Raw genomic sequence first — 18,363 nt, forward strand, 5'->3', positions numbered from 1 at the left:
TTCACTCACCTTTTTGACGAACAGCACAGAGTAAGTCTGCTTGGGCAACTATCTCATTATCAACGGTAGCAAAGGCATTAAATTTCCAAATACCAGCTTTGTTCCGAAGGACTTCAGCATTTAATATGAGTTGATCGCCGGGTGTAACAGGCTTTTTAAATCTGGCATTATCAATCCCTGCAAAATAATAAACCGTATCTTTCTTTTGCTCTTGAGAAAATGCTAGGAGAGCAGAGGCTTGGGCTAGAGACTCTAAAATGAGTACCCCTGGCATCACTGGAAACTCTGGAAAGTGCCCTTGAAAATAGGGCTCATTCACTGAAACATTTTTCAAGGCCTTAATTCGTTTGCTTGGCTCAAGCTCAATTACTCTATCAACCAGAAGAATGGGATAGCGATGGGGTAAAAGTTTGAGAATACGATTAATGTTCATATTCAGGTTATCTGTCATGATTTGTTTACCCTTTTATTAACTGTCTTACTTGTTGACGCAACTTATCTAAACCACGTAATATAGCTGCATTTTTTTCCCATTGTGCATGCTGTGTATAGGGAAACACTCCCGTGAAATGAAGTCCAGGTGTGGTAATGGATTTTGTAATAGAGGTTCCACCTGAAACAGTGGTTCGGTCTGCAATCTGCAGATGACCTGAAAAATTCGAATACCCACCAATAATACAAAGATTACCTAACTCAGTACTTCCGGCCACACCCGAACAACCCGCCATCACGCAATGACTACCCATCTTGACATTGTGACCAATCTGAACTTGATTATCAAACTTACAACCATCTCCAATCACCGTATCAGCCATTGCACCACGATCAACCGTAGTTGAGGCTCCCATTTCTACATCATTCCCGACTATGACTTTGCCGGTTTGGGGAATTTTCACCCATTCTCCACCCTTTGCAGTAAAGTCAGGAGCAAACCCAAACCCATCTGAGCCAATTACAACTCCACCGTGCAAAATACAACGTTGACCTATTTGGCACTCGTCATAAATGACGGTCATTGGGAAAATTTTGGTATGAGAGCCAACTTTTACATTTTTCCCAATATGAACATGGCCTTCCAACTTAACACAATCGCCAATTTCAGCACCGGATTTAATGGTACAAAAAGGACCAATGATAGCGCTGGAGGAAACAATTGCCCCGGCTTCAACTACTGCAGTCGGATGAATTGATCCAGGCTCATCCTGTTTACCTAAAAGCTCAAATTCTTGAGCAATCCTTGCAAAAAGAGCATAGGGATTCTTGGCAACTAAATATTGACGATTTTTGTTGGACTGTGAGGTAACAAATTGATAATCTGCCTCATTTAATATGAGTGCTCCAGCCGAACTCGTAACAGCTTGAGAACGATAAATAGGATTAACTAAAAAAGAAAGCTGCGTTTCATTTGCAGACGATAAAGGGGCTAACCCTTTGATAGAGAAATCTCCTTGCCCATGTAAAACAAAATCAAACTGACTAGAAAGATGGGCAAGATTTAATGAACGCGACATACTTTTAAATGGCTTGCAAAGATAAAGTGATTACTTATTCAATGCAGCCAAGACATCATTAGTAATATCAATTCTTGGATTTACATAAGCAGCATCTTGAACAACTAAATCTAATTTCTTCTGTTCAACAATTGTCTTCAAAACTTGGTTAGCTTTTTCAAAAATCTTCGCTCTTTCCTCAGCACCACGACGTTGTGAATCCTCGATCAATTCCCTTTGTTTACGCTGAAGTTCACGGTCATGATCCGCTAGCTCACGTTGTTTACGAATTCGATCTGCCTCGGGCAAAATGGCTGCGTCTTTATCTAGCTGAGCAGCTTCCGTTTTGATTTTTGCAATACCATCACGTACTTCTTTCTCACGTTGGCCAAACTCAGTTTGCATTTTGCTTTGAGCTTCTTTTGCAATTTTTGATTCGTTTAAAATCCGCTCAAGACTAACAAATGCAATCTTAGCGGACGTTTCTTGAGCATTACCAAAGGAAGGTAAAAGAATTAAGAGAGAAAATCCTAATAAACGAAATAAGGTTTGAATTTTAAGCTGGTTCATGAAAATTTCCTTGAAAATTAAAAGGTTGTACCGATTTGGAATTGGAAGTTTTGAATATGGTCTTGATCAGTCGTATTCAACGGGAATGCGTAACTAAACTTCAAAGGACCTAGAGGTGAAATCCATGCAATCCCTAATCCGTAGGAATATCTTAACCCACTGAAGTTTGGAAGCCCCTCATAAACGTTTCCGGCATCAAAAAACCCAAAAAATCTGAGTGTTTTATCAGTTCCTGATCCAGGAACTGGGAATGTGTATTCAAAATTACCAATCATTTTGGATGGACCGCCGATTGGCTGATAGATTCCGAGAGTCTGATTGTATGTTTGTGGTCCTAGAGATCCGGGAGTATAACCCCTTACTGATCCAATACCGCCAACGTAGTAGTTCTTGGTGATTGGGAAAGGATTAACTCCATAAGAAGCTCCATAACCAAAGATACCGTTGAAAGAAAGCACATTGGTCTTAGTAATAGGATAGAAATATTGCGCTTGGTAAAAAGCGCGGTAATATCTCAAATCAGCAACAGGCAAGCCTACTTCAAAACTCGTTTGTTGATAAAGGCCGTTAGTTGGAATTAAGGCACTGTCTCTGCGATCTTTCGACCAACCTAAAGATAATGGCACGTTCCAAGAGCTTGCTGAATAAATCCCTAAATTTGGGTCATTAGCCGTACCGTCTACTAATGAAGGATCAAAACCTGATAATTGAGCTGCATATTTTTGATACTGAATTGGCGAATTAGCTGTGGTATTCAAACTCAGATTTTCAACGCCTAAACCGACGAAAATTCTACCGGTTTCAGAGTATGGAATACCTAGGCGAGTCGTGGTACCAGCAGTTACGATCGTATAGTCAGAATCACCTAAATAATAAAGTGGTCTTGAGGTTCTGTAGTACACATCCGTATATCTACTAATGCCATCCTCCGTAAAATAGGGGTCAAATTGAGAGACCACTAAAGTTCGATTAATTGAACCGGTATTTACGTTAAAACCAACACTTGTCCCTGTACCAAAAGCATTTTCTTGATTGATACCAGCACTCAAAACCACCCCCTCCATGGATGAGAAACCAGCTCCTAGCGTGAAAGAACCCGTTGGCTTTTCCGCAACTTTCACATTCAAATCGACTTGGTCATTCAAACCAGGAATCTCTTGCGTTGCTACATCTACCTCGGTAAAGTACCCTAGACGATTGATACGGTCCTTAGATAGTTTAATTTTTTCACCATCGTACCAAGAACTTTCAAATTGTCTCATTTCACGACGGATCACAGTATCTCTAGTTTTTGAGTTACCGACAACGTTAATATTGCGAACGTAAGCACGTTTGCCTGGATCAACAACTAATAACAAATCGACCGTCTTATCTTCTTTTCTGAGGTCTGGCTGAGGATTAATCAAAGCAAAGGCATATCCGTAGCTACCTAAAACATCAGCAATTGCTTTCGTACCCATATTTAATTTGGTTGCAGAATAAATATCACCTGCTTTAAGAGGAATTAGTTTGATTAACTCATCCTCTTTACCGTACATTTCTCCACCCAATTTGATATTTTTAACGGTGTATTGTTCGCCTTCAAAAATTTTAATCGTTAGGAAAACACCTTTTTTATCTGGAGAAATTGATACCTGAGTTGATTCAATATTAAACTCAAGATAACCTTGGTTTAGATAAAAGGACCTTAAGGTTTCCAAATCAGCAGTCAATTTTTGCTTAGAGTAAAGGTTATTCTTGGTATACCAGGAAACCCAATTCCCTACCGACAACAACATTTCTTCTCTTAAACGACTTTCAGGAAAAACTTTATTACCGATAATATTGATTTGAGCAATCTTAGATACTAAACCCTCTTCAATATTCATAAAAACTGAAACTTGATTACGTTCACCAGGAGTCACAGTTGTCACGATTTCAGAATCGTAAAAACCTTTACTGACGTATTGGCGTTTGATTTCCTGCTCAGCACGATCCACCATGGACTTATCATAATAGCGCGCTTCAGCAAGGCCAATAGCACGTAATGCTTTTAAGATCGCCTCTTTATCAAACTCTTTCATGCCAGTGAAGTCAATCTTCGAGATGGTTGGTCTCTCTTCAACAATCACAACTAAGACACTATTGTCGTTTCTAATTTGAACATCTTTAAAAAAACCAGTATTGAACAAGCTTCTAATGGCATCAGAACCTTTTGAATCATTAAATGTTTCACCGACCTTAACTGGTAAATAACTAAAAATGGTTCCTGCCTCAACCCTTTGCAGGCCTTCAACTCGAATATCTTTAACAACAAAAGGTTCAGCTGCAATAGCAGATGAAATAGAGAATAAAGAGCACATAAAACATGCCCAAAGCACAACGATATTTTTTAAGTTAATTTTGGTATTCAACGGGGAGCTCTTCAATTCATTAGGAATCATTTGGTTAATTCAATATTGTATAAGGTTAATGGGTTGATATAAAAAAACTAAGCTAATTATCCATTAAAAAATTTTAAGAAATCATTATAAAAGGCGATACAGGTGACTGAAATGATGCCGAATAAGCCAAGTTTAATAGCGAAGGCTCTAAACTGCTCAGAAACAGGACTGCCTGTCACAAATTCCCAAGCATCAAAAAGTAATTGTCCACCATCCAACATTGGTAAAGGCAGTAAATTCATCAGTCCAAGGCTAATGCTGATGAGGGATAAAAAACCAAAATACGCAATAACTCCGGATTGAGCGGACTTACCCGCCATTCCAGCGATGCCGATTGGACCAGTGATTTGACGAATCGAAGCATCACCAGAAATTAATGCCTTAATACTCATCAAAGAAACGTATGAAATATCATAGACTCGCTCGGATGAGAGTAAAAGCGCCGTTGGAACATCAACTTCTAATTTAAAAAGCAAATCCATATCAGTTTTCGAAGGAATTAAACCTAATTGACCGAATAAATCACCTTGAAAATTAATTTTCTGTATTTGTTCAGCCGAGAATTGCACACGATATAAACCTTTACCCTCATGATCTAACTCTAATACGAAACCTTTTTTTTCGAATACTGTTCTTAACAGCTTCCAACGTAATCGGTTCCAACTTTTTATCGAGTCGGTTTGAATGATCTGTTCTGTTGTTGAATCCAGTTCAGCAAACCCCCTGACCTCATCCCCTTCAACAATACCTAATTCAGCAGCGATAGAATTGACGCTAGGCTCACTTAATATGGGCCTTAACTGAATCGGAGAACTCAGAAACAAGGCTGTCAATAACAACCAAGCAAGAATAAAATTAGCCATAGGTCCAGCAATCACGACAAGAGAGCGCTTCCAAAGCACTTGATGGTTAAAAGCACGAAGCTTTTGATCATCAGTTAATATCTCACCGTTTCGATTGTCGAGCATTTTGACATAACCACCAAGGGGAATTGCGGATAAAACAAATTCTGTATCGTAGATATTCTTGGGTTTTTTGCGCCATAGCACTGGACCAAAACCAATTGAAAAACGTTCAACAGCAATACCGCACCATTTGGCAGTAATATAGTGACCAAATTCGTGAAATCCCACCAAAATAAAAATGGCAATCAGGAAAGCCAATAGTGACATAGTTAATAAGTTCTTTGGATATAGTTGGAAGTAAAGTCTCTGACCATTTTATCTGCCTCTAAAATTGTTTCAAGATTTTCAACATTACTAATCTCGAGTGTATTTAAGACAGAATCAACTACTTCATTAATTTGGGTAAACTTGATTTGCAAGTTTAAAAAAGCAGCCACGGCAATTTCATTAGCGGCATTCATGATCGTAGGTGCAGTGCCACCTTGTCCTGCTACGAATCTTGCAAGTTTCAAGAGTGGGAATCTTTGATCATCCAATGCATGAAAAGTTAAGTTCGAGAGCATTTCAAAATCCAACTCCCGCACTCCAGAAGATATTCTATTCGGCCACCCTAGCCCATAAGCAATTGGTGTACGCATATCAGGTGCGCCCATTTGGGCAATAATTGAACCATCAATGTAGCGAACCATTGAATGGATAATACTTTGCGGATGTATCACTACTCTAATTTTTTCCGGTGGCGTATCAAACAACCACATCGCTTCAATTAACTCTAATCCTTTATTCATCATCGTCGCAGAGTCAACGGAAATTTTTCGCCCCATCGCCCAGTTCGGATGTTTGCAAGCCTCCGCAGGTGAAATATCCTGAAAACTACTCAAGTCTCGGTGCAAGAAAGGCCCGCCAGAGGCAGTCAGTAATAATTCTTTTACAGCAAGATGCTGTTGCGTTGAGTCTTGACCAATTTCTTTTTGGGGTAAACATTGAAAGATTGCATTATGTTCGCTATCAATAGGCAATAACTCTGCCCCAGTTTTTCGAACTAGATTAATCATTAACTCGCCCGACATGACTAAGGCTTCTTTGTTAGCCAGTAATATTCTTTTACCCAATTTGGCTGCTTCTAGGGTGGGTAACAAACCAGCAGCCCCTACGATTGCGGCCATTACTGTATCTACCTGAGATAGTCTTACTGCTTCTAGGAGTCCATCTGGTCCGTGCAGTACCGTGGTTTTTGTCGAACCGATTAAGTTCCTTAACTGGTTTGCTAAATCGAGAGTACTAACCACAGCAATCGAGGGTTTAAACTCGATACATTGAACTGCTAATTTTTCTATTTGGGTATTGGCAGATAATGATGCAATACAAAACTGATCAGGATGTTGACGAACAACATCCAAAGTGTTTTCACCAATCGATCCCGTTGATCCTAAGATACAAAGATGCCTCATAAACTCACCTTCAATAAGAGTGCCGCAATTGGCAAAACAGGTAAGATGGCATCTATTCGATCTAGTACCCCTCCATGACCTGGTAACAAGTTACTACTGTCTTTTACCTTGGCAATTCTTTTTATTAAGGATTCAAACAAATCCCCCATTACGCTCATTAATGCCAAGAACATAGTTACAAGAATTACGCTAAAAAGAGAAAATCTAGGATCTTTTACAAGTAAAACGATTAGCAGTACAAATAGGCAAGCAATCAGGACACCGCCTACTAATCCTTCCCATGATTTACCTGGACTAATATTCGAGGCTAATTTATTTCTACCAAATTTTCTGCCTACAAAATAGGCGCCTATATCAGCACACCAAACAATCCCGATTACGCCTAGAAACAACCAACGGCCTTCATCTCGGAGAACCATTGCTGCACAAAATGCACCAATAAAAATAATAAAACCTAGAATAGATAAAAAGGTAACCCATTTTGTCAACGCAACGCTCAAACTCATTTTTAAAAAAAAGGGCACGGTAAATATCCAAACAAATGCAGCGAGATAGATTGGATATTGAAAAAGTTCCCCCTTCGAGAAAAGAACAGAGGATTGGAATAAACCTTGATGTTGGCCAAGTAAAAAAACTAAACAAACAAAAATAAGAAATGCATAGGCAATGGGCATCGATTTCTTAGCGGGCCATAGAAACCTCCCCCACTCCCAAGCCGCAATCGATAAAATAACGATAAAAGAGAGATACAAATCCAACGCTGGTAATAAGAGAAAGATTGGAGCAAATAGAATCAAAAGTACAAGGGCAGTCAAAACTCTTGCTTTAAGCATTTTTTACAATTTGACTTTCCAATAGTTGATGGCCCGTTTGCCCAAATCTTCTCTCACGGAAGCGATACCAGGTTAAAGCATCTGCAAAGGCTTGTTGATCAAAGTCAGGCCAAAATATTGGTGTGTAATACATTTCGGTATAAGCTAACTGCCAAATTAAGAAATTACTGACACGCTGCTCACCACCAGTCCGAATGAACAAATCTGGCTCTGGGGCATATGACATCGACAAATAAGGACTTAACCATTCTTCTGTCATGTTTTCTGGAAGAATATCTGGGTTATTTTCATAGGCTAGACGCATCGCATTCAAAATATCCCAGCGACCACCATAATTAGCGGCAATGGTCAAAACAAGACCGGTATTATTTTCAGTTAACTGTTGAGCTTGGGCTGCATTTTTACGAATTGGTTCTGGAAAGGCCGATAAATCCCCTACAATGACCAGCTTCACGTTATTTTTGTGAATCAGAGAAACTTGAAGCTTTAAGACCTTAAAAAACAATCTCATTAGAAAAGTTACTTCGTGTGAAGGTCGGCGCCAATTTTCGGTACTAAAAGCAAATAAAGTTAAATACTTGATACCGTAGGAAGCGCATTCTTGGACGATTGTCTTGACAGTATCAACACCTTTTGAGTGCCCAGCAACTCTTGGTAAAAAACGTTGATTCGCCCAACGCCCATTACCATCCATAATGATGGCAACATGCGACGGAATCGCTTTTGGCGGAGGGACTGCGAGCGTAGAACTCTGAATGGTTGTCGTCATAATTTGGACTATTTGAGAAAAACTCTAAACAGTCATAATTTCTTTTTCTTTATCTTGAACTAGTTTATCAACTTCAGCCACAAATTTGTCAGTTCTTTTTTGAACATCATCTTGGCTACGTCGCTCTTCATCTTCTGAAATCAATTTATCTTTCGTTAATTTCTTTAAGGATTCATTTGCTTCACGACGCAAATTACGTATTGCAATTTTGGCATCTTCCCCTTCTGACTTGACTAGTTTAGCCAAATCTTTTCGTCTCTCTTCAGTGAGAGCTGGCATGGGAACGCGAATCACATTACCTTGAGTGGCAGGGTTTAGCCCTAAGTCTGAATCTCGGATTGCTTTTTCAACGACTTGTAACATTGGTTTTTCCCAAGGAGTTACTGTAATCGTACGCGCATCAGCTAGACCTAATGCTGCAACTTGAGAAATAGGCGTTGGATTGCCATAATAGTCGATTTGGATATGTTCGAGAATTCCAGTATGAGCTCTTCCAGTACGAATCTTCGCCAAAGACCCCTTAAAGGAGTCGATCGATTTGATCATTTTTTGGTCTGCATTTGAGATAATTTCACTTGATGACATTGACTACTCCTTCATTAGACATGTACTAGGGTACCCTCGGGCTCCCCATTGACCACTCGCATTAATGCGCCTGGTTTTAAAATTGAAAATACTTTAATTGGTAATTCACGATCGCGGCATAAGGCAAAAGCAGTAGCGTCCATCACTTGTAAATTTTTCACTATGGCCTCATCAAACGAAATCGTATCGTAACGCGTCGCATTTGGATCTTTTTTAGGATCACTTGAATAAATGCCATCCACTTTTGTTGCTTTAAGCACAATATCAACATTCATTTCAGCTCCTCGTAGGGCCGCGGCAGTGTCGGTAGTAAAAAATGGATTTCCTGTACCTGCTGCAAATATAACTACTTTACCTTCATTCAAGTAACGAATCGCTTTGGGACGAATATAAGGTTCAAGAACTTGATCCATTCTTAATGCGGATTGTACCCTTGCTTCTACCCCCTTTTGACGAAGTGAATCTTGTAAAGCTAAAGAATTCATCATTGTCGCTAACATTCCCATATAGTCAGCTGTTGCGCGATCCATTCCAGCCGCACCACCTACTACTCCACGGAAAATATTTCCCCCGCCAATCACAATCGCTAATTTGATACCTGATTTGACGACTTCAGCAATTTCTGAAACCATCGCTTCAATCGTTGAGGGATTAATCCCGTAAGAGTCTTCGCCCATTAAGGCTTCACCAGATAGTTTTAATAAGACACTTTGATAAGCTGGCATAAACTCCCTTTTCTTTAACGATACAGATATCCATTATTATAAATCCCTAAAAAATAGGCGCTATAAAAAGCGCCTATTTTTAACCTACTATAAGCAACAATTTAAGATGCGTTTTTAGCCGCCGCAACTTGCGCTGCAACTTCTGCAGCAAAATCATCCTGACGCTTCTCAATTCCTTCACCAACAATATACATCGTAAAAGATTGCACTGCTGTGTCATTTGCTTTCAACATTTGCTCAACAGTTTGTTTGTCATTCTTTACAAAAGTTTGATTTAAAAGGGATACTTCTTTTAAGAACTTCTGAACAGAACCTTCAACCATCTTCGCTACGATCTCAGCAGGTTTGCCTGATTCAGCAGCCTTTAGCTCAGCAACACTTCTTTCCGTTGCGATCTTATCAGCAGGAACATCAGCAGTTGAAAGTGCTACTGGCTTCATTGCTGCAATATGCATCGCAACATCTTTAGCCGCAACTTCATTACCTTTGAACTCTACTAGAACACCGATACGGGTACCGTGAATGTAAGAAACTAATTGGTTTTCACCAGTAATTCTCTTAAAACGACGAATTGAAATGTTCTCGCCAATACGACCAATTAATTCGGCACGAATTTCTTCAATTGTTTTACCATCAATGGTTAATGCAGATAAAGTGGCAATATCATCGTTCGCAATACTGTTCTTGACAACTAATTCTGCACAGTCCTTAGTGAATTTCAAGAAATCATCATTTTTAGAAACGAAATCTGTTTCGCAATTAATTTCAATTAAAACACCAGAATTACCGTCAATAAATGAGGCAATAACTCCCTCAGCGGTAACTCTAGAAGCTGCCTTACTAGCTTTACTGCCTAATTTAACTCTTAAAATCTCTTCCGCTCTAACTAAATCACCTTCTGCTTCAGTTAAAGCTTTTTTGCATTCCATCATTGGTGCGTCAGTTTTTGCTCTTAACTCGCCCACCATCGCTGCTGTAATTGCCGCCATTATTCCTTCCCTTCTTCGGTCTCTACTTCATTTTCTTTAATAGAATTAAGCACTTGTGTTACAGCGCTTGCCTTCCCTTCAAGAATTACATCAGCCATTTCACGAACATATAAAGCAACAGCTTTACTTGAGTCATCGTTTCCAGGAATAATGTAATCAACTCCTTCAGGTGAATGATTAGTATCCACTACTGCTATGACAGGAATACCAAGCTTTTTAGCTTCAGTTAAAGCAATCTTGTGGTAACCGATGTCGACCACGAAAATAGCGTCTGGAATACCAGCCATATCTTGAATACCACCTAATGATTTAGCTAATTTTTCAACATCACGCTCATTCATTAGTGCTTCTTTTTTAGATAGACGTTCCCAATCACCGGCTTCACGCGCAGCAGTCATTTCTTTTAAACGCTTAATTGAGCCTTTAACTGTTTTAAAGTTCGTTAAAGTACCGCCTAACCAGCGAGCATCAACGTAAGGCATGCCAGCACGAGTAGCTTCTTCAGCAATAATTTCTTTTGATTGACGCTTTGTACCAACAAAAAGAATTGTTCCGCGATTTGCTGAAATAGATTTAGCAAACTTCAGAGCATCTTGGAATAAAGGTAGCGTCTTTTCTAAATTGATAATATGGATTTTGTTGCGATGGCCATAAATATATGGGGCCATTTTTGGGGACCAGAAACGGGTTTGATGGCCAAAGTGGCAACCAGCCTCGATCATTTCGCGCATGGATACTGACATTTTTTTCTCCTAAGGGTTTAAACTAAAGCCAAATCCTGATTACGCTAAATAACGTCACCCCGGATGGTTTGGCTCGCGATTCTTTGATATGGAATAATTAATAAACTATTAGACCGTTAATCAAAGTTTCAATATTATAAGATATTTTTGAGATAATTACTAGATAATGAAACCCTTGTTTACCAACACAAAAGATCTCGACGGCATGCGAGAAGCTGGACGCTTAGCGAGTGAAGTTCTTGATTTCATTACTCCACATCTACAAATTGGCATTAGCACCGAGTCAATAGACCGCTTGTGCCATGAATACATGCGGGATGTGCAAAAAACGATTCCAGCACCACTCAATTACCAACCTCCTGGTTACCCGCCTTTTCCGAAGTCGATTTGTACTTCAGTAAATGATGTCATTTGTCACGGCATTCCTAGTGATCGAGTCCTAAAATCTGGGGATATTGTCAATTTAGATATTACCGTCATTACCGAGGCAGGATTTTATGGTGATACGAGTCGGATGTTTTTAATTGGTGAACCATCCATATTATCCAAGCGTCTTTGCCAAGTAACTTATGAATGCATGTGGTTAGGTATTGCTGTTGTAAAACCTGGAGCTCGCTTAGGTGATATTGGATACGCTATTCAAAACCATGCTGAAAAAGCAGGTTATTCGATTGTTAGAGAGTATTGTGGACACGGTATTGGTAAAGTTTTTCACCAAGACCCACAAATTCTTCACTATGGTCGTCCCGGTCAAGGAGAAGAACTAGTTGAAGGGATGACATTTACGATTGAGCCCATGATTAATGCAGGCCGAAGAGATATTCGGACGATGCCTGATATGTGGACAGTGAAGACGAAAGATCGAAGTTTGTCCGCTCAGTGGGAGCATACAGTCTTGGTTACAGCAACAGGTGTTGAAGTCTTAACCAAGTCTGAGGGTTCTCCTTTGCCTCCAGAGATTGTGAAGAACAAAATCAACCTAGGCTAAAAGGGCTTACCGTCATGAACAAGTTTGCAACCCTAAAGAGTTTTATCTTTAAAGAGTTTAGTTCTAATGGGAAGGTAAACCTTCTGACAAAACAACTCAGCCGTGCCGCCCAAAATATTTTAGAAGAAGCTTGGGTTGAAGCTGGACTCTCTGACTTTCCAATGCCAGTGTCTCCCTGTTTGGTTGCTGTAGGAGGCTTTGGAAGAGATGAATTATTTCCTTATTCAGATGTTGATATTTTAGTTCTACTCAATTTTGGTATCGATCAACCCGAATTCAACCTGTATAAGGATAAGTTTGAAAAGTTCATTACTCTTTGTTGGGATTATGGATTAGAAATTGGGTCTTCAGTACGAACTGTAGATGAGTGTATCGAAGAATCGAACAAAGATATTACGATCCGAACCGCACTTTTAGAGTCTAGATTTCTCTGTGGCAACCGTAAACTTTACCAATCTTTTACAGCTAGGTATGACGCTGAGATGGACCCGAAGTCATTTTTTTTGGAAAAGCTTTTAGAGTTACGTCAACGGCATCAAAAATACCAAAACACCCCCTACTCTTTGGAGCCCAATTGCAAAGAAAGTCCCGGTGGATTAAGAGATATTCAAGCAATCTTATGGATGACCCGTGCTGCTGGCTTTGGTTCAACAATCAATGACTTGAGTATTAGAGGCATATTAACCCCTCGGGAGACTAGGGAATTAAATAAGAACTATAAACTCTTACAAACCATCAGAGCGCATTTACATCTCATTTCGAATCGTCGCCAGGACCAATTAATATTTGAAGCACAAACTCCTTTGGCGGCATGCTTTGGTCTTGAAACCACCTCAGCCAAAAGAGCTAGTGAACAAATCATGCGCAGATACTACTGGGCAGCGAAAGCAGTAAATCAATTGAATGAAATTCTCATTCAAAATATCAAGGCGTTAATTTTCCCCAGAGAAGCTTCGCATTCCTTGCCCATTTCAGAGCATTTTGTAGAAAAAAATAATCAATTAGATATTATTGACCCATTGTTTTTTGAGCGTCATCCAGAGTCTATTTTTTTGGCATTTTTTACATTCTCCCAACATTCATCACTGGACGGATTTTCCAGCCAAGCCCTAAGATCTTTATATAACTCAAGGGAGTTAATGGATAAAAAATGGCGAGAAGATCCTCAAAATAGAGCTCAATTTATTGAAATCATTAAGCAGCCAAGAGGTATCACACGTACTCTGCAATTAATGAATCAAACGAGTGTACTAGGTCGATATCTGCCACCATTTCGAAAAATTGTTGGTCAAATGCAGCATGATTTATTCCATGTTTACACTGTCGATCAACATATATTGACCGTACTTAAAAATGTACGCCGATTCTTTGTGCCTGAACTAGCTCATGAGTTCCCTTTTTGCTCTCAGTTAGCCGCGAATTTTGACAAGCCCTGGTTATTAGTTCTCGGAGCACTCTTTCATGATATTGCTAAGGGTCGAGGGGGAGATCATTCAGATTTAGGCAAAAAAGATGTTCGTATTTTTGCTAAACAGCATCAATTAACTCCTGAAGAGACAGAGCTAGTCTCTTTTTTAGTTGCTGAACATTTATCGATGAGTCAAATTGCCCAAAAACAAGATATTAGTGACCCTGAAGTTGTCCAGGCTTTTGCGAATAAGGTAAAAGATGAAAAACACCTTACCGCACTTTATTTACTGACTGTCGCTGATATTCGAGGGACAAGTCCCAAAGTTTGGAATGCGTGGAAAGCTAAATTACTAGAAGATCTTTATAGAATCACGCTTAAATTTTTAGGTGGGGCAAAGTACGATACTCACTCTCAACTAGAACAGTGTCAGCAAAAAGCCCAAGAAATTTTAAGATTACATGGTTTAAGAAGCGATTCTCATGTTGAATTTTGGCAGCAAATAGATATCGGATTTTTCTTAAAGCACGATCCAGATGATATAGCTTGGGTCACAAGACATCTCTTTAATCAAGTCAACTCAAACAAATCGATTGTCTGTGCTCGAATTTCTCCAATTGGAGAAGGCCTACAAGTCTTTGTCTACACCCCCGATCAAGTTGATTTGTTCGCTAGAATTTGTTCCTATTTTGACAAGAGTAAATTTAATATCTTAGATGCCAATATTCAAACGACTAAACATCACTATGCTTTAGATACCTTTCAAATAAGTTATCTTGATGGCTCTGAAATTGCTGCATATAGAGATTTAATTCAAATGATTGAACATGATCTAACAGAAATCATTACTAGAAACTTGGCTTTACCCGAGGCCTTAAAAGGAAGAATTTCAAGACAATCAAGAACTTTCCCTGTTCAACCGCTAGTTAGTTTAGTCCCGGATGAAAGAGGTGACTCATTTATTCTGTCATTGTCGGCTAGTGATCGTGTCGGATTACTTTATGGCATTTCAAAGGTACTGGCCAAACACCAAATTTCCCTTAAATCAGCTCGCATCAATACGCTTGGGGAACGAGTAGAAGACACCTTATTACTTGATGGCGAAAGATTAAAGCTCAATCCTAAGTTACAAATTCAATTAGAAACTGAGTTGTTTGAAGTACTTGGTGTTTGAAATCCTACAATAAGCAAAACGAAGGTTCCTACTGCGCTTGGTCTATCATGCTCATCATCATTGCCTCGTCAATCACAGTGATGTTGAGAGCTATTGCCTTCTCCAGTTTACTCCCGGCATCTGCTCCCGCAAGCAAATAACTGGTCTTTGAAGAAACGGCACTTGAAACCTTGGCACCATGTTTTTCTAACAAGAGTTTTGCCTCGTCTCTGGACATCGTTGGCAAAGTTCCAGTAATCACAACGGTCTTATCCTGAAAAGGCGATTCAAGGACTAGCTCAGACACTTCTACTGGATTAACGCCACTTGCTAAAAGCTGTTCAATCACCTCACGGTTATGACTTTCTGACATGAAGCTAACAATAGATTGTGCTACAACAGGTCCGACATCTCTAACCTTTAATAGGTCCTCCAATGAAGCATCCATTAGCGCTTCAATTTTTCTATAGGATTTTGCTAAATCTTTGGCAGTAGTTTCGCCCACATGGCGAATTCCTAAAGCGAAAATAAACCTGGCTAATGAGGCAGATTTTGATCCGTCAATTGCACTCAATAAATTTTGAATTTGTTTTCCTTCAGCTAAATCTTGGCCTTTTTTTTGCTTACTAGAATCATTTGCATTGACGTAAAAAAGTTGGACTAATTTATTCAGACTATGTTGCAACTTATATAAATCAGCAGGGTTAGAGATGATCTTTTCTGCCACGAGTTTATCTACAATTTTCTCACCTAAACCATCAATATTCATCGCTCGACGATGCGCAAAATGAATGATTGCTTGCTTTCTTTGGGCAGGACAAAATAATCCTCCTGAGCATCTTGCGATGGCTTCTCCAGCAAGTTTTTCAATATGTGAATGACAAATTGGGCAGGTTAATGGAAAGTGATAAGGTTGAGTGTTTTGAGGGCGTTGCTGTAAATCAACGCTGACGATTTCTGGAATCACATCACCTGCTCTGCGAACAATCACGTGGTCACCAACTCGAATATCTTTTCGTGAAATTTCATCTTGATTATGCAAGGTCGCATTCGTGACCGTAACCCCACCTACCAAGACTGGATCAAGCCTTGCTACAGGCGTAATCGCTCCCGTTCTACCGACTTGCACTTCAATTGCTAGTACGGTGGTAAAAGCTTCTTGGGGTGGAAATTTATGCGCAATCGCAAATCGTGGCGCTCTAGAAACATAGCCTAGTTGATTTTGAAAGGCGTAGTTATTCACTTTATAAACCACCCCATCAATGTCATAAGGTAGGGATAATCTTTTATCACCGATCTGCTTAAAAAATGCCATTAATTCAGATACGTCGTTAGCGATACAGTGTTCATCGCAAACGGGAATCCCCATCTTTTGATAGCTAGCCATTAATTGGCTATGGGATATTGGTAGCCAAGTTACAGGACTTAACTCACCAATGCCATAAGCAAAAAAGGATAACTTGCGACTAGCGGTAATTAGAGGATCTAACTGCCTTAAGCTTCCAGCTGCAGCATTTCTTGGATTAGCAAATTCTTTTGCACCAAGTTCCCTTTGAAGTTGATTCAATTCATAAAAATCAGAATGGCGCATGAATACTTCCCCGCGCACTTCGATTCTGTCTGGGATATCTGACCCCAGTAATTGTTTAGGAATAGATGCAATGGTCTTGATGTTGTCAGTCACGTTTTCACCAGTACTACCATCACCTCGCGTTGCGGCTCTTACTAATCTGCCATATTCATACAGAATAGAAATTGCCAACCCATCAAATTTTAATTCGCAAGAATATTCGAATGATTGGCTCAATAAGCCTTCATGACAGCGTTTATCAAAAGCAATTGCTTCTTCTTCAGTCAAGGCATTATTGAGGGAAAGCATGGGAGTGCCGTGAACTACTGGGGAAAAAACAGCATTGGCATATCCACTTACTTTTTGTGACGGGGAGTCGTTTGAAATCCAAGTTGGATATTCTTTTTCAATTTCAAGTAATTCCCGAAATAACTGATCATAATCAGCATCAGGAATTTGCGGAGCATCATTCAAATAATAGGCTTGATCATGCTTTGCAATCTCTTCTTTTAACCTCGTATACCTAGCTTTGATTAAATCTGACATGAAAGTATCAAACTTAGTTAAAAAGTCTTAAGGCAGTCGCACTACCAGGCTCTATTTGACGTTCCTTCATTAATTGGTAAATGGGTTCAAGTTGGTTTTCAATATTCTGCGTCAATAAAATACTTAAAGCTTGGCCATTATCATCTAGCAGTCGGCCTTCTAGTTCTTTAGCTAGTAGTTGTCCTACCTCGAGCATTTTAATAAAAGGATTTAATTCTATTGGAATGAGGGGCACATCAAAACTAAAGTAAATTTGATCGATTCGCATTGTTTGAAGGTCATCTCTTAAAAAGTTTAAAGTACCTACCTGAGCTTTAAATAATAAGACATCATCTAACATGTAGTTAAATGAAGACCCTTCTCGTGATAGGTTAAAACCGTGGCTCAACAGTTTGCTCTGAATCTCTGAACATTGCCAGCTCAACATATTCGAAGTTAAGTTAAAACCTAATTGGATATCACATTGAATCGCAAACTGATCTAAATCTGTCGCATCATTCAAAACATCGGTTAATGGCGGAATATCAATTTCTGCTTCAAGCTCTTGTGAAAGATGTTGGACGAGGCCAAAAAACTCTGCTAACTGTTCGTTCCCAATCGGTCCCCGCCGGTTAGCAAGCTGAAGACCTGCCTGTAATTCTTGATAGGTGTTGTTGAACTGCAATAACTCCCAGGAAGAATTGACCGAACCAGTCATTGCAGACCCTTCGTTCAGCCCCTCAAACACGACTCGTAAATGATCCTTTGAAAGCTTTTGAACACATTCAATGACTTCGGCTCCGCTGATAGGTAAAGAAAATCGAAAAGCGACTACACAATCAATGTTAGGGTCAATTCTTGACACATAACTGCTTGCTTTAAAAATTTGCAATGGACTTCCATTCGAGTCAGATTCAGTTTGCGAATTTAACTCAGAACTAACTGAAGTAGTCGTTGAAGACCCTGGCAAGATACCTAATGATGGTTCTTTACGTTGCGTATCTATATTTCTATCAGTAAGACTATCTTCGGAAAAAGATGAATTTCGTGGGGAGTCATTACTGATCCCTTCGGAGCTGTAGGCGCTTTGAATAGAAGCTTGGGCTTCTTTTTTTAACTTGGATTTTTGAGCACGTACCAAGTTATAAATAATAATCGAAATGATAATGATTACCCCAATAAATACTAGGGCAAGTTGTAAATCAATTTGATCAGTAAAAATGAAAGTGTTCACTG

General features: G+C 39.5%; 16 protein-coding genes. 2 read left to right on the plus strand and 14 right to left on the minus strand.

Annotation, left to right across the window (positions count from 1 at the left end):
• Nucleotide 1: 1 nt before the first annotated feature.
• From fabZ to rpsB, 12 genes are all read right to left on the minus strand, one after another.
• Nucleotides 2–451, minus strand: coding sequence for a 3-hydroxyacyl-ACP dehydratase FabZ (gene fabZ, locus AOC35_RS05530; RefSeq protein ID WP_108646145.1), 450 nt, complete (start codon nt 449–451; stop codon nt 2–4).
• 7 nt (nt 452–458) lie between these two features.
• On the minus strand, nt 459–1,511 hold the full coding sequence (gene lpxD, locus AOC35_RS05535; protein WP_108646146.1) for a UDP-3-O-(3-hydroxymyristoyl)glucosamine N-acyltransferase: 1,053 nt from the start codon (nt 1,509–1,511) through the stop codon (nt 459–461).
• A gap of 30 nt (nt 1,512–1,541) precedes the next feature.
• Entirely contained in the window at nt 1,542–2,060 is a 519-nt protein-coding gene (locus AOC35_RS05540) for an OmpH/Skp family outer membrane protein (protein ID WP_108646147.1), read from the minus strand.
• A gap of 17 nt (nt 2,061–2,077) precedes the next feature.
• A complete protein-coding gene (gene bamA / locus AOC35_RS05545; protein ID WP_108648731.1) occupies nt 2,078–4,402 on the minus strand; it encodes an outer membrane protein assembly factor BamA in 2,325 nt (774 codons plus the stop codon).
• Nucleotides 4,403–4,539: 137 nt separating this feature from the next.
• A complete protein-coding gene (locus AOC35_RS05550; RefSeq protein ID WP_108646148.1) occupies nt 4,540–5,655 on the minus strand; it encodes a M50 family metallopeptidase in 1,116 nt (371 codons plus the stop codon).
• A 2-nt stretch (nt 5,656–5,657) separates the two neighbouring features.
• Complete coding sequence (ispC, locus tag AOC35_RS05555) at nt 5,658–6,839, minus strand: 1-deoxy-D-xylulose-5-phosphate reductoisomerase (RefSeq protein WP_108646149.1); 1,182 nt, start codon at nt 6,837–6,839, stop codon at nt 5,658–5,660.
• Nucleotides 6,836–7,672, minus strand: a complete 837-nt coding sequence (locus AOC35_RS05560; RefSeq protein WP_108646150.1) for a phosphatidate cytidylyltransferase — start codon at nt 7,670–7,672, stop codon at nt 6,836–6,838. Before AOC35_RS05560 ends, ispC begins: the two co-directional genes overlap by 4 nt.
• Entirely contained in the window at nt 7,665–8,441 is a 777-nt protein-coding gene (gene uppS, locus AOC35_RS05565) for a polyprenyl diphosphate synthase (RefSeq protein ID WP_108646151.1), read from the minus strand. Before uppS ends, AOC35_RS05560 begins: the two co-directional genes overlap by 8 nt.
• Before the next feature lie 24 nt (nt 8,442–8,465).
• Nucleotides 8,466–9,026: a ribosome recycling factor gene (gene frr, locus AOC35_RS05570; protein WP_108646152.1), complete on the minus strand. Its 561-nt coding sequence runs from the start codon at nt 9,024–9,026 to the stop codon at nt 8,466–8,468.
• 14 nt (nt 9,027–9,040) lie between these two features.
• Complete coding sequence (pyrH, locus tag AOC35_RS05575; protein WP_108646153.1) at nt 9,041–9,751, minus strand: UMP kinase; 711 nt, start codon at nt 9,749–9,751, stop codon at nt 9,041–9,043.
• A 101-nt stretch (nt 9,752–9,852) separates the two neighbouring features.
• Complete coding sequence (gene tsf / locus AOC35_RS05580) at nt 9,853–10,740, minus strand: translation elongation factor Ts (RefSeq protein ID WP_108646154.1); 888 nt, start codon at nt 10,738–10,740, stop codon at nt 9,853–9,855.
• Nucleotides 10,740–11,483, minus strand: coding sequence for a 30S ribosomal protein S2 (rpsB, locus tag AOC35_RS05585; protein WP_108646155.1), 744 nt, complete (start codon nt 11,481–11,483; stop codon nt 10,740–10,742). The genes tsf and rpsB overlap by 1 nt, the downstream gene beginning before the upstream one ends.
• 166 nt (nt 11,484–11,649) lie before the next feature.
• Between rpsB and map the strand changes: the two genes are divergently transcribed.
• On the plus strand, nt 11,650–12,471 hold the full coding sequence (map, locus tag AOC35_RS05590) for a type I methionyl aminopeptidase (protein WP_108646156.1): 822 nt from the start codon (nt 11,650–11,652) through the stop codon (nt 12,469–12,471).
• 14 nt (nt 12,472–12,485) lie between these two features.
• Complete coding sequence (locus tag AOC35_RS05595; RefSeq protein ID WP_108646157.1) at nt 12,486–15,053, plus strand: [protein-PII] uridylyltransferase; 2,568 nt, start codon at nt 12,486–12,488, stop codon at nt 15,051–15,053.
• Between the two features lie 28 nt (nt 15,054–15,081).
• Here AOC35_RS05595 and ligA read toward each other — a convergent pair whose 3' ends face one another.
• Nucleotides 15,082–17,148: an NAD-dependent DNA ligase LigA gene (ligA, locus tag AOC35_RS05600; protein WP_108646158.1), complete on the minus strand. Its 2,067-nt coding sequence runs from the start codon at nt 17,146–17,148 to the stop codon at nt 15,082–15,084.
• A gap of 13 nt (nt 17,149–17,161) precedes the next feature.
• Nucleotides 17,162–18,361 (minus strand): cell division protein ZipA C-terminal FtsZ-binding domain-containing protein, encoded by a 1,200-nt coding sequence (locus AOC35_RS05605; RefSeq protein WP_108646159.1) that lies wholly within the window; start codon nt 18,359–18,361, stop codon nt 17,162–17,164.
• Nucleotides 18,362–18,363: the final 2 nt, after the last annotated feature.

The sequence above is a fragment of the Polynucleobacter rarus genome (assembly GCF_003072505.1).
Taxonomy (GTDB): Bacteria; Pseudomonadota; Gammaproteobacteria; order Burkholderiales; family Burkholderiaceae; genus Polynucleobacter; species Polynucleobacter rarus.